10 protein-coding genes are annotated in these 16,608 nt (G+C 74.7%); 3 read left to right on the top strand and 7 right to left on the bottom strand.

From position 1 onward, the window contains the following. Positions 1-58 precede the first annotated feature (58 nt). The 3 genes from H299_RS0111795 (at position 59) to H299_RS0111805 (ending at position 8,711) form a co-directional block, all read left to right on the top strand. A complete protein-coding gene (locus H299_RS0111795) occupies positions 59-1,684 on the top strand; it encodes an AMP-binding protein (RefSeq protein WP_037758734.1) in 1,626 nt (541 codons plus the stop codon). Between the two features lie 74 nt (positions 1,685-1,758). Next, the gene (locus H299_RS0111800; RefSeq protein ID WP_027748566.1) at positions 1,759-8,454 is read left to right on the top strand and encodes a non-ribosomal peptide synthetase; all 6,696 of its coding nucleotides are present in this window, start codon (positions 1,759-1,761) and stop codon (positions 8,452-8,454) included. 44 nt (positions 8,455-8,498) lie between these two features. Continuing rightward, positions 8,499-8,711 carry a hypothetical protein gene (locus H299_RS0111805; protein WP_027748567.1) on the top strand — a complete coding sequence of 71 codons (213 nt, stop codon included), beginning with the start codon at positions 8,499-8,501 and terminating at the stop codon, positions 8,709-8,711. 27 nt (positions 8,712-8,738) lie between these two features. Here H299_RS0111805 and H299_RS0111810 read toward each other — a convergent pair whose 3' ends face one another. The 7 genes from H299_RS0111810 to H299_RS0111840 are packed head-to-tail and all read right to left on the bottom strand — an operon-like array spanning position 8,739 to position 16,607. Further along, complete coding sequence (locus H299_RS0111810) at positions 8,739-10,184, bottom strand: glutamate-1-semialdehyde 2,1-aminomutase (protein WP_486587245.1); 1,446 nt, start codon at positions 10,182-10,184, stop codon at positions 8,739-8,741. Between the two features lie 6 nt (positions 10,185-10,190). Then, positions 10,191-10,742 (bottom strand): dTDP-4-dehydrorhamnose 3,5-epimerase family protein, encoded by a 552-nt coding sequence (locus H299_RS0111815; RefSeq protein WP_027748569.1) that lies wholly within the window; start codon positions 10,740-10,742, stop codon positions 10,191-10,193. Continuing rightward, complete coding sequence (locus tag H299_RS33685; protein ID WP_051262369.1) at positions 10,739-12,028, bottom strand: polysaccharide pyruvyl transferase family protein; 1,290 nt, start codon at positions 12,026-12,028, stop codon at positions 10,739-10,741. The genes H299_RS0111815 and H299_RS33685 overlap by 4 nt, the downstream gene beginning before the upstream one ends. After that, entirely contained in the window at positions 12,025-12,972 is a 948-nt protein-coding gene (locus H299_RS0111825) for a glycosyltransferase family A protein (RefSeq protein WP_027748570.1), read from the bottom strand. The genes H299_RS33685 and H299_RS0111825 overlap by 4 nt, the downstream gene beginning before the upstream one ends. Beyond that, on the bottom strand, positions 12,969-14,303 hold the full coding sequence (locus tag H299_RS33690; RefSeq protein WP_051262370.1) for a hypothetical protein: 1,335 nt from the start codon (positions 14,301-14,303) through the stop codon (positions 12,969-12,971). The genes H299_RS0111825 and H299_RS33690 overlap by 4 nt, the downstream gene beginning before the upstream one ends. 4 nt (positions 14,304-14,307) lie before the next feature. Beyond that, positions 14,308-15,591 (bottom strand): DUF4910 domain-containing protein, encoded by a 1,284-nt coding sequence (locus H299_RS0111835; protein ID WP_027748571.1) that lies wholly within the window; start codon positions 15,589-15,591, stop codon positions 14,308-14,310. Then, positions 15,579-16,607, bottom strand: coding sequence for an SDR family oxidoreductase (locus tag H299_RS0111840; protein WP_027748572.1), 1,029 nt, complete (start codon positions 16,605-16,607; stop codon positions 15,579-15,581). The genes H299_RS0111835 and H299_RS0111840 overlap by 13 nt, the downstream gene beginning before the upstream one ends. Position 16,608: the final 1 nt, after the last annotated feature.

Genomic DNA, 16,608 nt, shown 5'->3' on the forward strand with positions numbered 1-16,608 from the left:
GCTGACCCGACCCCGGCCGGCCGGCCCGCCCGCCTACCACCGACCCCGAGGACCTCTCATGCCCCTGCTCGACGGATTCACCCCCTGGCCCGAACCGGAGGCCGCCCGCTACCGCACCGAGGGCCGCTGGACCGGTGCCACTCTCGGCTCCGTGCTCAGGGACGCCGCCCGCCGCACGCCCGGACACACCGCGCTGGTCGCGGGCGGACGGCGCCTCACCTACGCTGAACTGGACGAGGCCGCCGACCGAGTGGCAGCCGGCCTGCGCGCCCACGGCCTCAGGGCCGGCAACCGCCTGCTGGTCCACCTGCCCAACGGACTGCCGTTCGTCCTGACGCTGTTCGGCTGCTTCCGCGCCGCCGTCGTCCCGGTCCTCGCCCTGCCCGCACACCGGGAGAGCGAACTGGTCCACCTCGCCCGCCTCTCCGGCGCGGCCGCCTGCGTCCTGCACAGCGGCGGGCCGGAGTCGGTCCGGCTCGCGCGGGTGGTGTCCGCGGCCGCCCACACCGTACGCCGCGTCTGGCTCGCCGGCCCCGCGGACTCCGGCGCCTTCGAGTCCTTCGACGACCTCGCGCACACCGATCCGGATCCGGGCACCCCCGACGACGCCCGCCCCCAGGAGGTCGCCCTCCTGCTGCTGTCCGGCGGCACCACCGGCCTGCCGAAGCTGATCCCGCGCACCCACGACGACTACGCCTACAACCTGCGCGCCAGCAGCCGCGTCGCCGGTCTCGACGCGAGTGGCGTCACCCTCCTGGTGCTGCCCGCCGCACACAACTTCGCCCTGGCCTGCCCCGGCCTCCTGGGCACCCTGTACAGCGGCGGCACCACCGTGCTGGCGCCCTCGCCGGACCCGGAGACCGCCTTCGGCCTGATCGCCCGCGAACGCGTCACCACCGTCGCCCTCGTGCCCCCGCTCGTGCTGGCGTGGCTCGACGCCGCCGAATTCCTCGCACCGGACCTCAGCAGCCTCACCCTGCTCCAGGCGGGCGGCGCCAGGCTCAAGGAGGAGGCCGCCAGACGCGTGCCCCCCGTCCTCGGCTGCGCCCTGCAACAGGTGTACGGCATGGCCGAGGGCCTGCTGAACTTCACCCGCCTCGACGACCCGGAGGAGACCGTGTTCACCACCCAGGGCCGTCCCCTGTCCGATGCGGACGAGGTCTTCGTGGTCGGCCCCGATGGCGCCGAGGTCCCCGACGGTGAGACGGGCGAGCTGTGGACGCGCGGCCCCTACACCCTGCGCGGCTACTTCCGCGCCGAGAAGCACAACGCCACCGCCTTCACCCCGGACGGTTTCTACCGCTCCGGCGACCTGGTACGCCGCCTGCCGGGAGGCAGCCTCGTCGTCGAGGGGCGGCTGAAGGACGTCATCAACCGGGGCGGCGACAAAGTCCCGGTGGAGGAGGTCGAGAACCACCTCCTCGCCCACCCCCACGTGCACGACGTGGCCGTGGTCGGCTACGCGGACCCGGACATGGGAGAACGCACCTGCGCCTTCGTCGTCCCCCGTGGCGGGACCCCCACGCGGCGCGACCTCGTCCAGCACCTCGTGGCCCGGGGGGTCGCCGCGTTCAAACACCCCGACCGGGTCCGCACGGCCGAGCGCTTCCCCCGCACCGGCGCGGGCAAGGTCGACCGCGCCGCGCTCGCCCGCACGCTCAACCCCGTCGCCGGGGGCCTGTGACGCGCCGGACACCCGCGACCGACCCCGTACCGCCGTGCCGGCCCGTGCGCCCGGCGACACAGAAGGAAGCCCCTGTGCTGACCGATTCGACCGACCCGACCAGTCCGACGGACCCGACCGACCCGGCCGTCGCCGAGACGACCAGCCTGGAGGCCCTGCGTACCCGGCTCGCCGCGGTGCTCGACCTGCCGGCCGATGCCGTCCGCGACGACGACAACCTCATCGCGCTGGGCCTGGACTCCATCACCCTGATGAAACTGGCCGCGCGCTGGCGCCGCGCCGGCGCCGACCTCACCTTCGGAGCTCTCGCCGCCGACCCGACACCCGCCGCCTGGCACGCCCTGCTCTCGGCCCGGGCCGCGCCGGGCGACTCCGCCGCCCTGGAGCCCGTGCCCGTACCGACTCCGAGTGAGAAGGCCACGGGCCCGTTCCCGCTGGCACTCATGCAGCACGCCTACTGGGCGGGCCGGTCCCCGGGACAGCGGCTTGGTGGCGTGGCCGCGCACTTCTACCACGAGTTCGACGGCTGCGGCGTGGACCCTGACCGCCTCCAGGCCGCCGTACGGTCCGTCCTCGCCCGCCATGACATGCTCCGGGTCCGCTGCCTCGAGGACGGCACCCAGGAAGTCCTGGACACGTCCCCCTGGCCCGGCCTGCGCGTCACCGACCTGCGCCGCACGAGCCTGGAGGAGGCCGGGGCGGAACTGGAACGAATCCGTGGCGCGCTGTCCCACCGCACCCTGGACATCGGAGCCGGGGAGGTCTTCGACGTCCGGCTCACCCTCCTGCCGGACGGCCGTACCCGCACCCATGTCAACCTCGACATGATCGCCGCCGACGCGCTCAGCCTGCGCGTCCTGCTGGCAGACCTCGCCGACGCCTACTCCTCCGGGGGCGAGGTGCGCACCGCCGCGCCGGCCTACTCCTTCCGCCGCTACCTGTCCGACCGCGAGGCCCATCGCGCGGGGCCGGGTCGTGCGGCGCGGGAGGCGGACCGGGCCTGGTGGCGGGACCGTCTCGACACGCTGCCCGGGGCACCGGAGCTGCCCGCCGCCGAGCACGACGCCGACGCCACGACCGTCGTGCGCCGGCACCGACTGCTCCGCCCCGAGCGGGCCGCCGCGTTCGAGGGGCGCGCCCGCTCCCATGGCCTGACCCCCGCGCTCGCGCTGACCGCCGTTTTCGCGGAGGTGCTCACCGCCTGGAGCACCGAGCCCTCCTTCCTGCTCAACCTGCCCCTGTTCGACCGCGAGCCCCGGCACCCCGATGTCGACCGGCTGGTCGGCGACTTCACCTCCTCCGTCCTGGTGGCCTGGGACGGAACCGTGCCCGGTACCTTCGCCGAGCGTGCGGGACGGCTCCAGGAGCGGTTCCACGCGGACGCCGCGCACGCCGGGCACTCCGGCGTGGAGGTGCTGCGCGACCTGACCCGCAGCCGCGGCGCGCGCACCCTCGCCCCCGTGGTGCACACCAGCGCCCTCGGCCTCGGCCCCCTCTTTCCCGCCTCGGTCACCCGCGCTTTCGGCGACCCGGTGTGGATCATCTCCCAGGGCCCGCAGGTCTGGCTCGACGCCCAGATCACCGAGTTCGACGGAGGACTGCTGGTCAACTGGGACGCCCGTGAGGCCGCGTTCGCGCCCGGCGTGCTGGACGCCATGTTCCACGCCTACGGCGCCTTGCTGGACCGGCTCACCGAGGACGAGAGCGCGTGGACGTCCTCCGTGGGCGACCTGCTGCCCGCAGGGCAGCGGCGCACCCGGCGGTCCGTGAACGACACCGGCCGGCCGCCCGGATCCGGGCTGCGCCTCCACGACGAGTTCTTCCGCCGAGCCGCCGCCGAACCCGACGCCCCGGCGCTGGTCTGGGGCAGCGGCACCGACACCGGGCAGTACACCTACGGCGACCTCGCGGCCCGCGCCCTGACCGTCGCGGGTCACCTGCACGCCCGGGGAGTACGCCCCGGCGACCTGGTCGCGGTGAGCCTGCCCAGGTCGCCCGGGCAGGCGGTCGCGGTCCTCGGGGTTCTCGCGGCCGGCGCTGCCTACCTTCCCGTCGCCGCCGAGCAGCCGCCCGCACGCCGCCTGCGCATCCTGAAGTCCGCGGGTACGCCGCTGCTCCTGGACGACCTGGACGAGGCTCTCGCCGCCGATCCCCTTCCCGCCCCGGTGCCCGGTTCGCCCGACGACCTCGCCTACGTCCTCTACACCTCCGGCTCGACGGGTGAGCCCAAGGGCGTCGAGGTGGCCCACGCGGCGGCCATGTGCACGGTGGCCGACCTCCGGGAACGTCTCGGACTCGGTCCCGCCGACCGCGCCCTGGCACTGTCCGCGCTGGAGTTCGACCTCTCCGTCTTCGACCTGTTCGCGCCGCTCGGCACCGGGGGAGCGGTGATCTGCGTACGGGAGCGGGAACGCCGCGACGCCGAAGCGTGGCTGCGGCTGGCCCACGCGCACCGGGCGACCGTGCTGAACTGCGTACCCGCCCTGCTCGACATGATGCTCACCGCCGCCGGGACCGGGCCGCTGCCCTTGCGGGCCGTCCTCCTCGGCGGCGACCGGGTCACCACCGACCTCGCGGAGCGGCTCGCCCGCCAGGCACCCGGCTGCCTCCTCGCCGGCCTCGGCGGCACCACCGAGACCGCCATCCACTCCACCTGGCAGCAGGTCACGCATCCGGTCCCAGGTGACTGGAGCATCGTCCCCTATGGCCGGCCGCTCACCGGAGTGCGCTGCCGGGTCGTGGACGCGCTCGGCCGGGACCGCCCCGACTGGGTGCCCGGCGAACTGTGGATCGGCGGCGGGGGAGTGGCCCGGGGCTACCGCGGCGACCCCGACCGCAGCGCCGACAGCTTCGTCCTGCACGACGGCGAGCGCTGGTACCGCACCGGGGACCGCGCCCGCTACCGCCCCGACGGCAGCCTGGAATTCCTGGGCCGCACCGACCACCAGGTCAAGGTGCGCGGACACCGCATCGAACTGGGCGAGGTGGAAGCCGCGCTGGCGGCCCACCCCGACGTGGCGAAGGCCGTCGCGGTGCTGCTGCCGAACCGCCGGCTGGCAGCGGCCGCCGTGCCTGCCCCCGGGCGGCAGCCGTCCTCACCGGCGCGCCTCAAGGAGCACCTCGGCGCCCTCCTGCCGCCCGCCATGGTTCCGGACGCGACGGTGGTCCTCTCCGAACTCCCGCTGACCCGCAACGGAAAGACCGACCGCGCCGCCGTCGCCGCCCACGTGGTGGAACTGGCAGCCGCCGGCGCCGGGCCGGAGGGGCGCGCCCGCCACGTGCCGCCCCGTACCGAGACCGAACGCCTGGTCGCCGCCGCCTGGCAGGACGTGCTCGGCACACCCGAGCCCGGCCCCGGCTGCACCGACGACTTCTTCGCCCTGGGCGGCGACTCCCTGACGGCCACCCGCCTCCTCACCAGGCTGCGCGCGGACGGGGCGCGGGGGGCCGCGTTGAGCGCCCTGTTCGCCCACCCGGTTCTCGCCGAGTTCGCCGAGACCCTCCACTTCGGTCCGCCCCGCCCTCCGGTGCTGCCGCCGGCCCCCGACCCCGGACACCGCCACGACCCCTTCCCGCCCACCGACGTCCAGCTCGCCTACTGGCTCGGTCGCGGCCGGGAGTTCACCCTGGGCGGCGTCGGATGCCACTTCTACCGCGAGTACGAGGTCCCCGGCCTCGACGTCGCCCGGCTGGAGGAAGCCGTCAACCGCCTCGTCGCCCGGCACGAGATGCTGCGGGCCGTCTTCGCGGACGACGGCACCCAGCGCATCCTGGCCGACGTACCCCGCTTCACCGTCGCGGTCACTGACGCCGGACCGGACCTGGACGCGGACGCGGCCTGCGGCATCCTGCGCGACACCTGGTCGCACCATGTCTTCGCCCCGGACCGGTGGCCGCTGTTCAGCGTCGCCGCCGTACGCGACGGCCGGCGGGTGCGGCTCGCCGTCGGCATGGACAACCTGGTCCTGGACGCGCTGAGCATCCTCACCTTCTACACGGAGCTGTCCGCGCTGTACGCCGACCCCGACGCCGAACTGCCCCCCGTGGACGTCTCCTTCCGTGACCACGTGCTCGCCGCCCAGCCGGAGGCGGAGGAACTCGAAGAGGCGGAACGGTACTGGGAGAAGCGGCTCGACACGCTGCCCGCCGCCCCCCGGCTACCGCTGGCCCTCGACCCCGCCGACCTCACCCGCCCCCGGTTCGCACGGCGCACCGCCACCCTCGACGCGGCTGCCCGCCGCGCCCTGGAGGAGCGCGCCCGCGCCCACGGCGTCACCCCGTCCGCCGTCCTGCTGACGGCGTACTGCGAGGCCCTGTCCCTGTGGAGCGCCGAGCGGGACCTCACGGTCAACCTGACCCTGTTCGACCGCCGGGAGGCGCACCCGCACATCACCCGCGTCCTGGGCGACTTCACTTCGCTGGTGCTGGTCGGCCACGAGCACCGGCCCCACGAGCCCTGGCTCAACGGCGTCCGCCGTACCCAGCGCGAGCTGTGGCAGGCCCTGGACCACCGCTCCCTCTCCGCCGTCCAGGTGCTGCGCCGGCTCGCCCGCCGCACCGGGCAGGCCGACGCGACCATGCCGGTCGTCTTCACGAGCGCTCTGGGCCTGGACGCCGGTGACGACCCGGCCGGACTCTTCACCGACCAGGTGTACGGCGTCACGCAGACCCCCCAGGTGTGGCTGGACCACCAGGCCGTCGAACGTCGCACGTCCGGCGGCACCGTGATCGACCTGCACTGGGACGCGGTGGAGGACCTGTTCCCCGAGGGCGTTCTGGACGCTGCGTTCGCCACGTACACCGCACACCTGCGCGGCCTGCTCGACTCCGACTGGAGCACTCCTCGGCCGCTCCGCCCGCCGCCGGCGCAACAGGCCGCGCGGGACGGTGCCGACGACACCGCCGGGGTCCAGCGGGAGACCTCCCTGCACGCTCCCTTCTTCCGGCACGCCGCCACCCGGCCGGACGCCCCGGCGGTCCTCACCGACGGCACCGTCGGGCCTGTGACCTACGGCGAGCTGTCCCTGCGGGCCCGCCGGGTCGCCGCCCTGCTCGCCGCGCACGGCGTGGCTCCGGGCGAGCCGGTCGCCGTCTGCCTGCCCAAGGGCCCGGACCAGATCGCCGCCGTGCTCGGCGTGCTCGCCGCCGGGGCCGCCTACGTCCCCGTCGGCGTCGACCAGCCGAGGGTCCGCCGCGACCGCATCCTCGCCGGGGCGGGCGTACGGCTGGCGCTGACCGGGGACACCGCCGCCGACGACGACTGGCCGGCGGTGCGCCTGCCGCTCCCCGAGGCCGACGGGCACCGGCCGGTCGCGGCCCCGGTCGCGGCCGCCCCGGACCAGTTGGCGTACATCGTCTTCACGTCCGGATCGACCGGCGACCCCAAGGGCGTGGAGATCACCCACGCTGCGGCCGCCAACACGATCGAGGACGTCAACGACCGCTACGCGGTCGGCGCCGACGACCGCGTCCTGGCCGTGTCGGCCCTCGACTTCGACCTGTCGGTGTACGACGTCTTCGGCCTGCTCTCGGCGGGCGGCGCGCTGGTCACCGTCGGTGAGGAGGAGCGCCGCGACGCCGAGCGGTGGGCGGACCTGTGCCATCGGCACGGGGTGACGGTGTGGAACACCGTCCCGGCGCTGCTCGACATGCTGCTCACCGTGGCCGAGCACCAGCCCGGCCGGGTGCCCCGCACCCTGCGGCTGGCGCTGCTGTCCGGCGACTGGATCGGGCTCGACCTGCCGGTGCGGCTGTCCGCGCTGGTCCCCTCCGGCCGGCTCGTCGCCCTGGGCGGCGCCACGGAGGCGGCCATCTGGTCCAATGCCCACGATGTCGAAGGGCTGCTCCCAGGCTGGCCGTCGATCCCGTACGGTCGGCCGCTGCGCAACCAGTGCTATCGGGTCGTGGATCCTCGAGACGGCGGCGACCGGCCGGACTGGGTGCCCGGCGAACTGTGGATCGGCGGCGCCGGGCTGGCTCGCGGCTACCGGGGCGCTGCCGAGCTGACCTCGGCCCGCTTCGTCACGGCCGGCGGCCGCCGCTGGTACCGCACGGGCGACCTCGGCCGGTACCGGCCCGGGGGAGTGCTGGAGTTCCTCGGCCGCACCGACGACCAGGTGAAGATCCGGGGACACCGCATCGAGCTGGGGGAGATCGAGGCGGTGCTGGCCGCGCACCCGGACGCGGCCCGCGCCGCGGTCGCCGTGTCGGGCACCGGGGCCGCGCGCGAGCTGGTGGCCGCCGTCGTGCCCGCCGCCGCCGCGCCCGCCGCCGAGGCGCACACCGAGGCACCGGCCGACGGTCACGACGGGACGGCGCTTCCGGCGGCACTGCGACGCTGGTTGGAGGAACGGCTGCCCCTGGCCATGGTGCCGCGGCGGATCGTGACACTGCCGGCGATCCCGCTGACCGCGAACGGCAAGGTCGACCGGCGGGGCGTCGCCGAGGCCGCGGCGGCGGCCGCCGACCGGCAGACCGTGGAGGGCGCGGCACCCCGGCCTCTCGATCCGGCCGAGCGCGCGGTCGCGCGGCTGTGGGAGAGCGTCCTGGGAGTCCCGGTCAGCACATCCGAGGACAACTTCTTCACTCTCGGAGGCGACAGCGTCAAGGCGGTTCGGCTCGTCGAACGGGCCGCCGGCGAACTGGGCGTGCGGCTCACCCTCGCCTGCTTCTTCGCCCGGCCGACCGTCAGCGCCTTCGCGGACCTCGCCCGCGCCCAGACGTCACCGGCGGGTGGTGCGCAGGAGGGAGTGGAGGAAGGGGTTCTCTGACACGCCTCCGTGCCCGCCCGCTCCGTGCCGGACGGGCGTCGAGCGTGGCGCGTGCGCGCGTCGCGCTCGACGAAGAGGAGCGGGCGGGCGGCTGGCGGGTCCGGCCGGTGGGCTTTGTCAGTGGAGGGGTGTGGGAGCCGTGGCGGCAGGTCGCGCTGGCCACGGACTTCCTGGGGGAGCCCGCGCTGGCGGTGGCGCCGTTGACGGCGTGGCTGGTGGACCGGACGGCCGCTGCCCGCAGGCGTCGGCGCCACTGACCCGGTGCCACCTCACCTCACCTCACCTCACGCCAGGCGCCGGAAGACGGGCTTCACCGGCCGTCCGGCCATCCAGGGGCCGGGGTCGGCGGCGTCCAGCGCCTTCCGGTACACGGCACACACCTGGGCCACCACCTCAGCGGTGTGGTCGATGTCGGCGTCGTCCAGGGCGCTGCTCACCACGAACGACGGAGCCAGCACCCCGCCCGCCAGCAGCCCGCGCAGGAAGAGCGTGCGGTACCGCTGCGACGGCTGCCCGTTCTCGTCGAGGGTGGCGAAGACCAGGTTGCTGGCCCGGCCCCGCACGACGAGGTGGTCGCCGACGCCCATGCTGGCCGCGGCGTCGCGGACACCGGCGGCCAACCGCTCGCCGAGCGCGTGCAGCCGTGCGGTGACGCCCTCCTCGGCGTAGGTGGTGAGCACGGCCATCGCGGCGGCCAGCGAGTGGGTTTCCGCACCGTGGGTGGTGGACAGCAGGAACACCCGGTCGCCGGAGTGGCGCAGCCCGCCCCGCTCCATCAGGTCGCGGCGCCCGGCCAGCGCGGAGACGGCGAACCCGTTGCCCAGCGCCTTGCCGAACGTGGAGAGGTCGGGGACCACGCCGTACAGGCCCTGCGCTCCCGCCTCGGACCAGCGGAGACCGGTGATCATCTCGTCGAAGATCAGCACGCAGTCGTGCCGGTCGGCCAGTTCGCGCAGCCCGGCGAGGTACGCGGCGGTGGGGTCGGTCCCGCCTTGCGGAAGGGGGGAGCCTGGGGAGGTAGCCGTGTGGTCGGCGGGTTCGAGGATCAGGCAGGCGATCTCGCCCCGGTACCGGGTGAGCAGCGCCTCGGTGGCGGCCAGGTCGCCGTAGGGGAACGCCACGGTGAGTTCGGCGGTCGCCGCCGGAACACCGGCGGACAGCGGCGTCGTGCCGATGAACCAGTCGTCCACGGAGTAGAACGGATGGTCGCCGCAGATGGCCACCCGCGGGCGCCCGGTGACGGCGCGGGCGAGGCGCACGGCCGCGCTGGTGGCGTCGGAGCCGTTCTTCGCGAACTTCACCATCTCCGCGGTCGGTACGGTGGCCAGGAAGCGTTCGGCGGCCTCGACCTCCACGACGGAGGGGCGGACGAAGTTGCTGCCGCGGCCGAGTTCCCGCCGCACCGCCTCGATCACGCGCGGATGGGCGTGGCCGAGGCTGACCGACCGCAGGCCGGAGCCGTACTCGACGTAGCGGTTGCCGTCGAGGTCCCATACGTGGGCACCGCGTCCGTGGCTGATGACGGGGGCCAGGCCGGCCGGGTACTGGTCGTCACCCTTGGCGTAGGTGTGGGCGCCCCCGGGGACCATGGCGTGCAGCCGCTCGTTCGCCAGCCGTGAGCGGGTCAGGCGGAGCTCCCCGGTGTCCCCGGTGTCCCCGGTGCCTGCTGTGCCTGCTGTGGTTTCTGTGCCTGCTGTGCCGTCCGTGACCGGCATGCCCTCGGTGTCCACGGCGCCTCACCCCTCCCGGTGCTTCAGGACCTCGGCGAGGCTTCGCGCCGCCCGGTCCCGCGGGGACATCGACGCGACCGGCAGTGGCCAGGGAATGGCGAGTTGCGGGTCGTCGAAGGCGATCGTCACGTCCTCGGCCGGATCGTGCGGGCGGTCGATCCGGTACGAGACGTCGGCGGTCCCGGTCAGCGCCTGGAAGCCGTGCGCACATCCCGCCGGGACGTACAGGGTCGCCTGCGTCTCGCCGGACAGCTCGAAGAAGGCGCGGGCGCGGTACGTCGGCGAGTCCGTCCGCAGATCCACGACGACGTCGAAGACCTTCCCGTACGAGCACCGCACCAGCTTCGCCTCGCCGGAGCCGGAGCGCAGGTGCAGGCCGCGCAGCACGCCGCGGGCCGAGCGGGACACGCTGTCCTGGACGAACGCGGCCGGGTCGAGGCCTACCGAGCGGATAAGGCCGGCGTCGAAGGTGCGGCAGAAGAAGCCGCGTTCGTCGGTGTGCGGTGTCGGCTCGAACAGGTACGCGCCGTCGATCGCCGGGACTTCGATCGCCTTCATGGGGCCTCCCGCATGGTGTGCGTGTGCGTGTTTTGGGCGTGCGTGGCGGCCTGTGTGCGGCCGTGTGTACGGGCCGGGCCGGACGGGGGCAACAGGGCCGCGGTCAAGGCGGCGAACTGCCGCTGGAGGCGCCCGGCGGCGCTCAGGTTCCGCTCGGAGAGCGTCCGGCGCAGCTCCGGCGAAGCCCGCTCCAGTGCCCGGAACTGCTCGAGCAGCCGGTCGGCGTCGGCCTCGCGGGCCGGGTGGCAGTAGGCGCCCAGGCCCATCCGGGCCATGAGCGCGTCACTCTTGGCGGAGTAACTGAGCGCGAGCGTCGGCGTGCCGGACATCAGCGCGCAGATCAGGTTGTGGTACCGGGTCGCCACCACGGCGTCGGCCGCCGCCGCCTCCTGCATCAGGTCGGCCAGCGAGGCCGCATCGGCAGCGGTGACCAGCGGCGAGTCCACGGAGTCGAGGATCGCGTCGACCACCGGCCGGTCGAGTTCGTCGCCGGTCAGGAGCCGGACGGGTCTGCCGCTCTCGGCCAGCGCACGCACGAAGGCGGTCGTCCCCTGGAGATAGCGCCGGTGGATCTCCTCGGCCCGGGCGCGGTCGTCGTCGCTGCCGTGGAAGGCCATCACTCCTACGCAGACCCGGCCCCGCGTACCCTGCGCCGCGTCCGCGTCCGCGTCCGGCGCCGGCAGGGCGAAGACCAGGTCCTCGTAGACCTGGTCGCGCGCGGTGTCCACGCCCATCGCCCGCATCGCGTCGCGGGAGTGCTCGTCCCGGTACGAGCGGTACGCGGCCAGCCGCGCCGACCAGCGGACCAGAGTCCGGGTCGGCCTTCGGCCGATCGCCGCGGCGCCCACGCTGACCAGCGCGACCCGGGTGCGGAACAGCCGCCCGGCCGCGCAGAGCAGGAAGAGCGAGTACGGGAAGCCCCACGGCCGCAGCGGCAGTGTGGCCTCCAGGACGCCCGTGCCCGGCACGATCACCACGTCGTGCCGGCGCACCCAGGCGGCGGTGCGGAAGGCGTCGACGAGCTTGCCCGCCGCCTTGCCCGCGACCGCGGCCGGACGGGCCGCGGTCCGGTACTCCCCCCGGTACCAGTGCAGCCGCGTCGCGGGAATCCGGTGGCGGGCCGCGACGACCCCGGGGCCGCCGCACAGCGCGTCCACGACCGCCTCGGGGTGCTCGTCACGGAGGTAGCCGAGCACTGCCTCGAGCGACCCGTCGTTGCCGAGGTTGCCGGCGCCGAAGAGGCCGAACACCCCGACGCGCAGTGGGGCCTCGCGCGCTGCCGTCATGCCCGCCGCCCCTCGCGCCCGGCGACCAGGGCGTCGAGGGAGACGGTGAGCCGGCCCGGGTCGACCGGGGCGCGGTCCTCGACCCGCTCGCCGGCACCGGGCCGTACGCGGCTGGCCAGCCACGCGGTCAGGTGGCGGTAGCACGCACGCCGGTCGGCCGGAGACAGCGGTGCGCGCCGGATCGCCGCGACGAAGCCCCAGACGTACTCGGCCAGCAGCCGGGGCGTGGGGTGCAGCGGCCCCGCACGGCGCGGGTCCAGGTTGACGCACCGGGAGCGCTTGCCGGGGTTCGCCCGCTCGGCGCGGGTGGGGTGGTCGCGGCGGAAGTACAGCAGTTCCGGCACCTGGTGGAAGGGGCCGCGCAGGCCGATCTCGGCGACGAAGGTGCGGTCCGCGTGGTGGTAGCTGTCGTGCGGTTTGACCCGGCGCAGCACGTCGGCCCGCATCACCCCGTAGAAGTCGTCGCCGCCGGGCTCGAAGAGCATGCTGCGGAAGCGCTCCGGCGCGTGCGGCGAGTCGGTGGCGAGCCCGTACTCGTAGGGGACCTTCACCTGGCCGTCGCCGTCGATGACCGCCTGGCCGCTGTGCGCGAGGATCACCTCCGGCCGCTCGTCCAGCGCCGCCACGCAGCGCCGCAGCAGGTCCCGGGCGTACAGGTCGTCGTGCGAGGCCCACTTGAACAGCTCGCCGCGGCACTGGGCGAACACGTGGTTGTGGTTCGGCGCGGCACCGATGTTGCGGGGCAGCCGGAGGTACCTGACGCGCGAGTCCCGCGCGGCGTACCGGCGGCAGATGTCCGGGGTCCCGTCGGTCGAGGCGTTGTCGGAGATGACCAGCTCGAAGTCCTCAAAGGTCTGGCCGAGCAGGGCCTCGAGCGCCTCGGCGAGGTACTCCTCGCCGTTGTACACGGGCAGGCCGACACTGAGCCGGGGAAGGGTGGTCATTGGGCTCTCTCTTCGCGGTTGGGGTTCAGGGGGGTGCCGGAGGGGGCTTCACGGCGGTGCTCGCGCAGCGCGGAGCGCAGGTGCAGCCACCACACGGCCGAGCCGGTGACGGACGCGGCGGCGACGCCCCAGGCCGAGCCGATGGTGCCGGCGACGGCCGCCCCGCCGAGGCCGCCGCCGACGTAGCAGGCGGAGGCGAACAGCTGGGAGCGCAGGCTGCGCCGGGCCGCGCCGAGCGCGCGCAGTCCGGCCGCCGCGCCGCTGCCGAGGCCGGCGCCCGCGACGCTGAGCGTGGCGGGCACGATCAGCTCCGAGGCGGGGTGCCAGACGCTGCCGAGCACCAGCTCGCCGAGCCGGTCCGGCACCAGCAGCAGTGCGCCGCCCCAGAGCAGCGCGGCGGCGGCCTGCCCGCCGCCCAGCAGGAGGCAGAACGCGCCCAGCCGGTGCGGTGCCTCCCGGAGCATCCGCGCCGCCTCGGCGACGGTGACCAGCGTCAGCCCCATCAGCACGGCGAGGAACGGGCCGAGCAGGAGTTCGGCGCCCCGGACCACGCCCACCGCGCCGACGCCGACGATCGCCCCGAGCCCGTAGGCCCGCAGCTGGCTCGCGCCGCTGAGGCAGGTGTTCTCGACCAGGTAGCGGTAGCCGAGGTCGCGCTGTTCGCGCACCCACGCGCGCGCCTTGCCGGGCCGGGGCCGGATGCCGGACTGCAGGCAGCCGTAGCCCGCGGCCACCGCGGCGGCCCCGCCCCAGGCGAGCACGAACGCGGCCACACCGCCCACGCGGGCCGCCACCACCATGGCCGGGATGAGCGCGAGGCCCCACACCACGTCGTTGACGAAGGCCTTGCGGCCGGCGCCGGCGGCGAAGAAGGAGTACCGCCAGGCGTCCTGGAGGAGCAGTCCCGGCAGCACGACACCCAGGCCGGCGAACGCGGCCCCCACGCTGCCGCCCAGAGTCAGCCCGCCCGCCAGGCACGCCGCGCCGATCGCGGCACCGACCATGAGCGCGGTACCGGCGGACCGGGCCGCCGCAGCGCGCCAGGACGCCTCCGGTACGGCGCTGAAGCGCACGACGAGCGGGTCGGTGGCCAGTCCGCGGGAGACGCCGAGCACCACGCCGTAGGTCACCCAGGCAAGGCTGAACACGCCGAACGCGGCCAGTCCCAGGGAACGTGCCACGTACACGCCCACCGCGAAGTTGGACACGCTGGAGGCCGCCTGGTCGGCCAGCCCCCAGGACAGCCGGCCGACGACGGCCAGTCGGCCGCCCCGCCGGGCGTGGCCGCCCCGCCTCGCCGGGGCCGTCGTCCGCTCGCTTTTGGTGGTCACGGCGTCAGGTCCCGATCAGCCCGGCGCCGTGCAGGGCGTCGGCCGCGGCGGCGACGGTGCCGAACGGCAGCCCGGACCGCTCGGCGACGTCCAGCACGCTGTGCTCGCCGTCGGAGAGGCTGAGCACCCAGAGCATGGCCAGCTGGGCCTGTTTCGCGTCGCTGCGGCCGCCGAGCGAGTCGTACAGTCCGCGTCGGCCCAGCTGCGGCTCGCCGTAGGGGCTGAGGTTGACGTAGCGGCGGTTGCGGTCCAGTACGGAGAACGCCTCGCGGCAGACGGCGAGAGTGTCCGCCATCGCCTCGGGGGAGACGAAGTCCAGGTTGTCCGCCGAGGTGTGGTACTCGGGGTAGCCGGCGTACGGGGTCCGGCTGAGGGAGCCCACGCCGAGGTCGAACCCGGGCGAGCAGAACTGTCGCTCGTCGTAGCCGTACGGGGTGAACTCGGTGACGCGGTGCGGGCGTTCGGAGGCGGCCAGCACGTGCCGCAGTACCCGGTCGATCTCCGCGTCACCGCGCCTGCTCTGCTTGTACGTCAGCGCGCCCGGGTCGCCGGCGCAGGCCAGCACCAGCCCGTGCCGCACCTGGGCCACCCGCTCCGAGTTGCGCGCCAGCCAGGTGATGGCCCCGATGGTGCCGGGCGCGAAGAGGAACCGGTAGGTGTACCAGGGGGTCTCCTCCGCCAGTGCCCGGGCCAGGAACGTCGCCACCGCGATGCCGGTCAGGTTGTCGTTGGCCAGCGACGGGTGGCAGACGTGGCAGGAGACGATCACCTCGTCGGTGACCTGCCCGGGGACCACGTGCTCGGCGTAGGTGAGGTGCCCGTCGGCCAGGGTGGAGTCGACGCGCACCTCGTAGTCGCCGTCGGGCAGCGCGTCCAGGGTCTCCTGGGACAGGCAGAACCCCCACTCCGGCGTGTAGTAGCTGGTGCGGTAGGGCACCCAGGACGGGTGCTCCGGCAGGGTGTGCAGGTGCGCGCGCAGCTCGGAGAGCGGCATGGTCGCCGACACCGGCACGCTGTAGCCGAGCACGTGCAGGCTGGACGCGGCGAAGTCGACGACCCGGTCGCCGGCAGGGCCGGTGATGGAGGCGCCCTTGATGTTCCACTCCTGGGGCACCGTCCAGTCGAGCACCCGCGTGCCGGTCGGCACCTCGTGCACCTGCAGCGGGACGTACTCGTCGATGATCTCCAAGGTGGCGCGCACCCCGTCGCCGGTGATGCTCCGGCACAGCGGGTACAGCCGCTCCACCAGGTCGTACATCCCCTCGCCCGCCGGGGTCACCGGCGCCACCGCAGGGTGTTGTCGACGGCTCCGGAGTCGGACGCAGCGCGCAGTACGGCGAGCCGGGTGAAGCGCCGTTCGAAGTCCTCCTCGTGCAGCCCGTGTTTCCGGTAGGCGTCGGCGAGTTCGTCCGCGCCCTGCCGTACCGTCCACTCGCAGTCGAAGCCGGGCACCGCGGCGCGGAAGCGGGAGAAGTCCACCCGGTAGGACCGCGGATCGGCGCCGGTCTCACCGGTGATCACCACCCGCGAGCCGGGCACCGCCTCGGCGACCTGCCCGGCGATCTCGGCGACCGTGACGTTGTTGACCTCGCTGCCGATGTTGAACGCCCGGTCGTGCACCGCTTCGCGCGGCGCGGTCAGTGCCGCCGCGAAGGCCCGTGCCAGGTCGGCGGCGTGCACCAGCGGGCGCCAGGGGGTGCCGTCGGAGAGCACCCGTACCTCGCCGGACAGGAGCGCGTGGCCCACCAGGTTGTTCAGCACGATGTCGGCGCGCAGCCGGGGCGAGAAGCCGAAGGCGGTGGCGTTGCGCAGGTACACCGGGCTGAAGTCGCCGTCGGAGAGCGCGTGCAGGTCGTCCTCCACCCGCACCTTGGACTCCGCGTACGGCGTCACGGGGCGCAGCGGCGCGTCCTCGGTCACCAGGTCCGCCGCGTCGCCGGCGGCGCCGTAGACCGAGCAGGTCGACGCGTACAGGAAGCGCCGCACCCCCGCGTCGCGGGCCAGCCGGGCCAGCCGCACGGACGCGTGATGGTTGATGGCGTAGGTCAGGTCCGGCGCCAGCGCCCCCAGCGGGTCGTTGGAGAGCGCGGCCAGGTGGATCACGGCGTCCACCCCGGCCACGTCCTCGGCCGTGACGTCGCGCAGGTCCACCCGGCGCCCCGGCACTTCGGTAGGCGGCGGGCCCAGCACGCAGTCGGCGAAGAGGCCCGAGTCCAGTCCGGTGACCTCGTGCCCGGCCGCGGCCAGGACGGGTGCCATCACGGTGCCCAGGTAGCCCTGGTGTCCGGTCAGCAGTACGCGCAAG

This window comes from Streptomyces sp. CNH287, assembly GCF_000424825.1.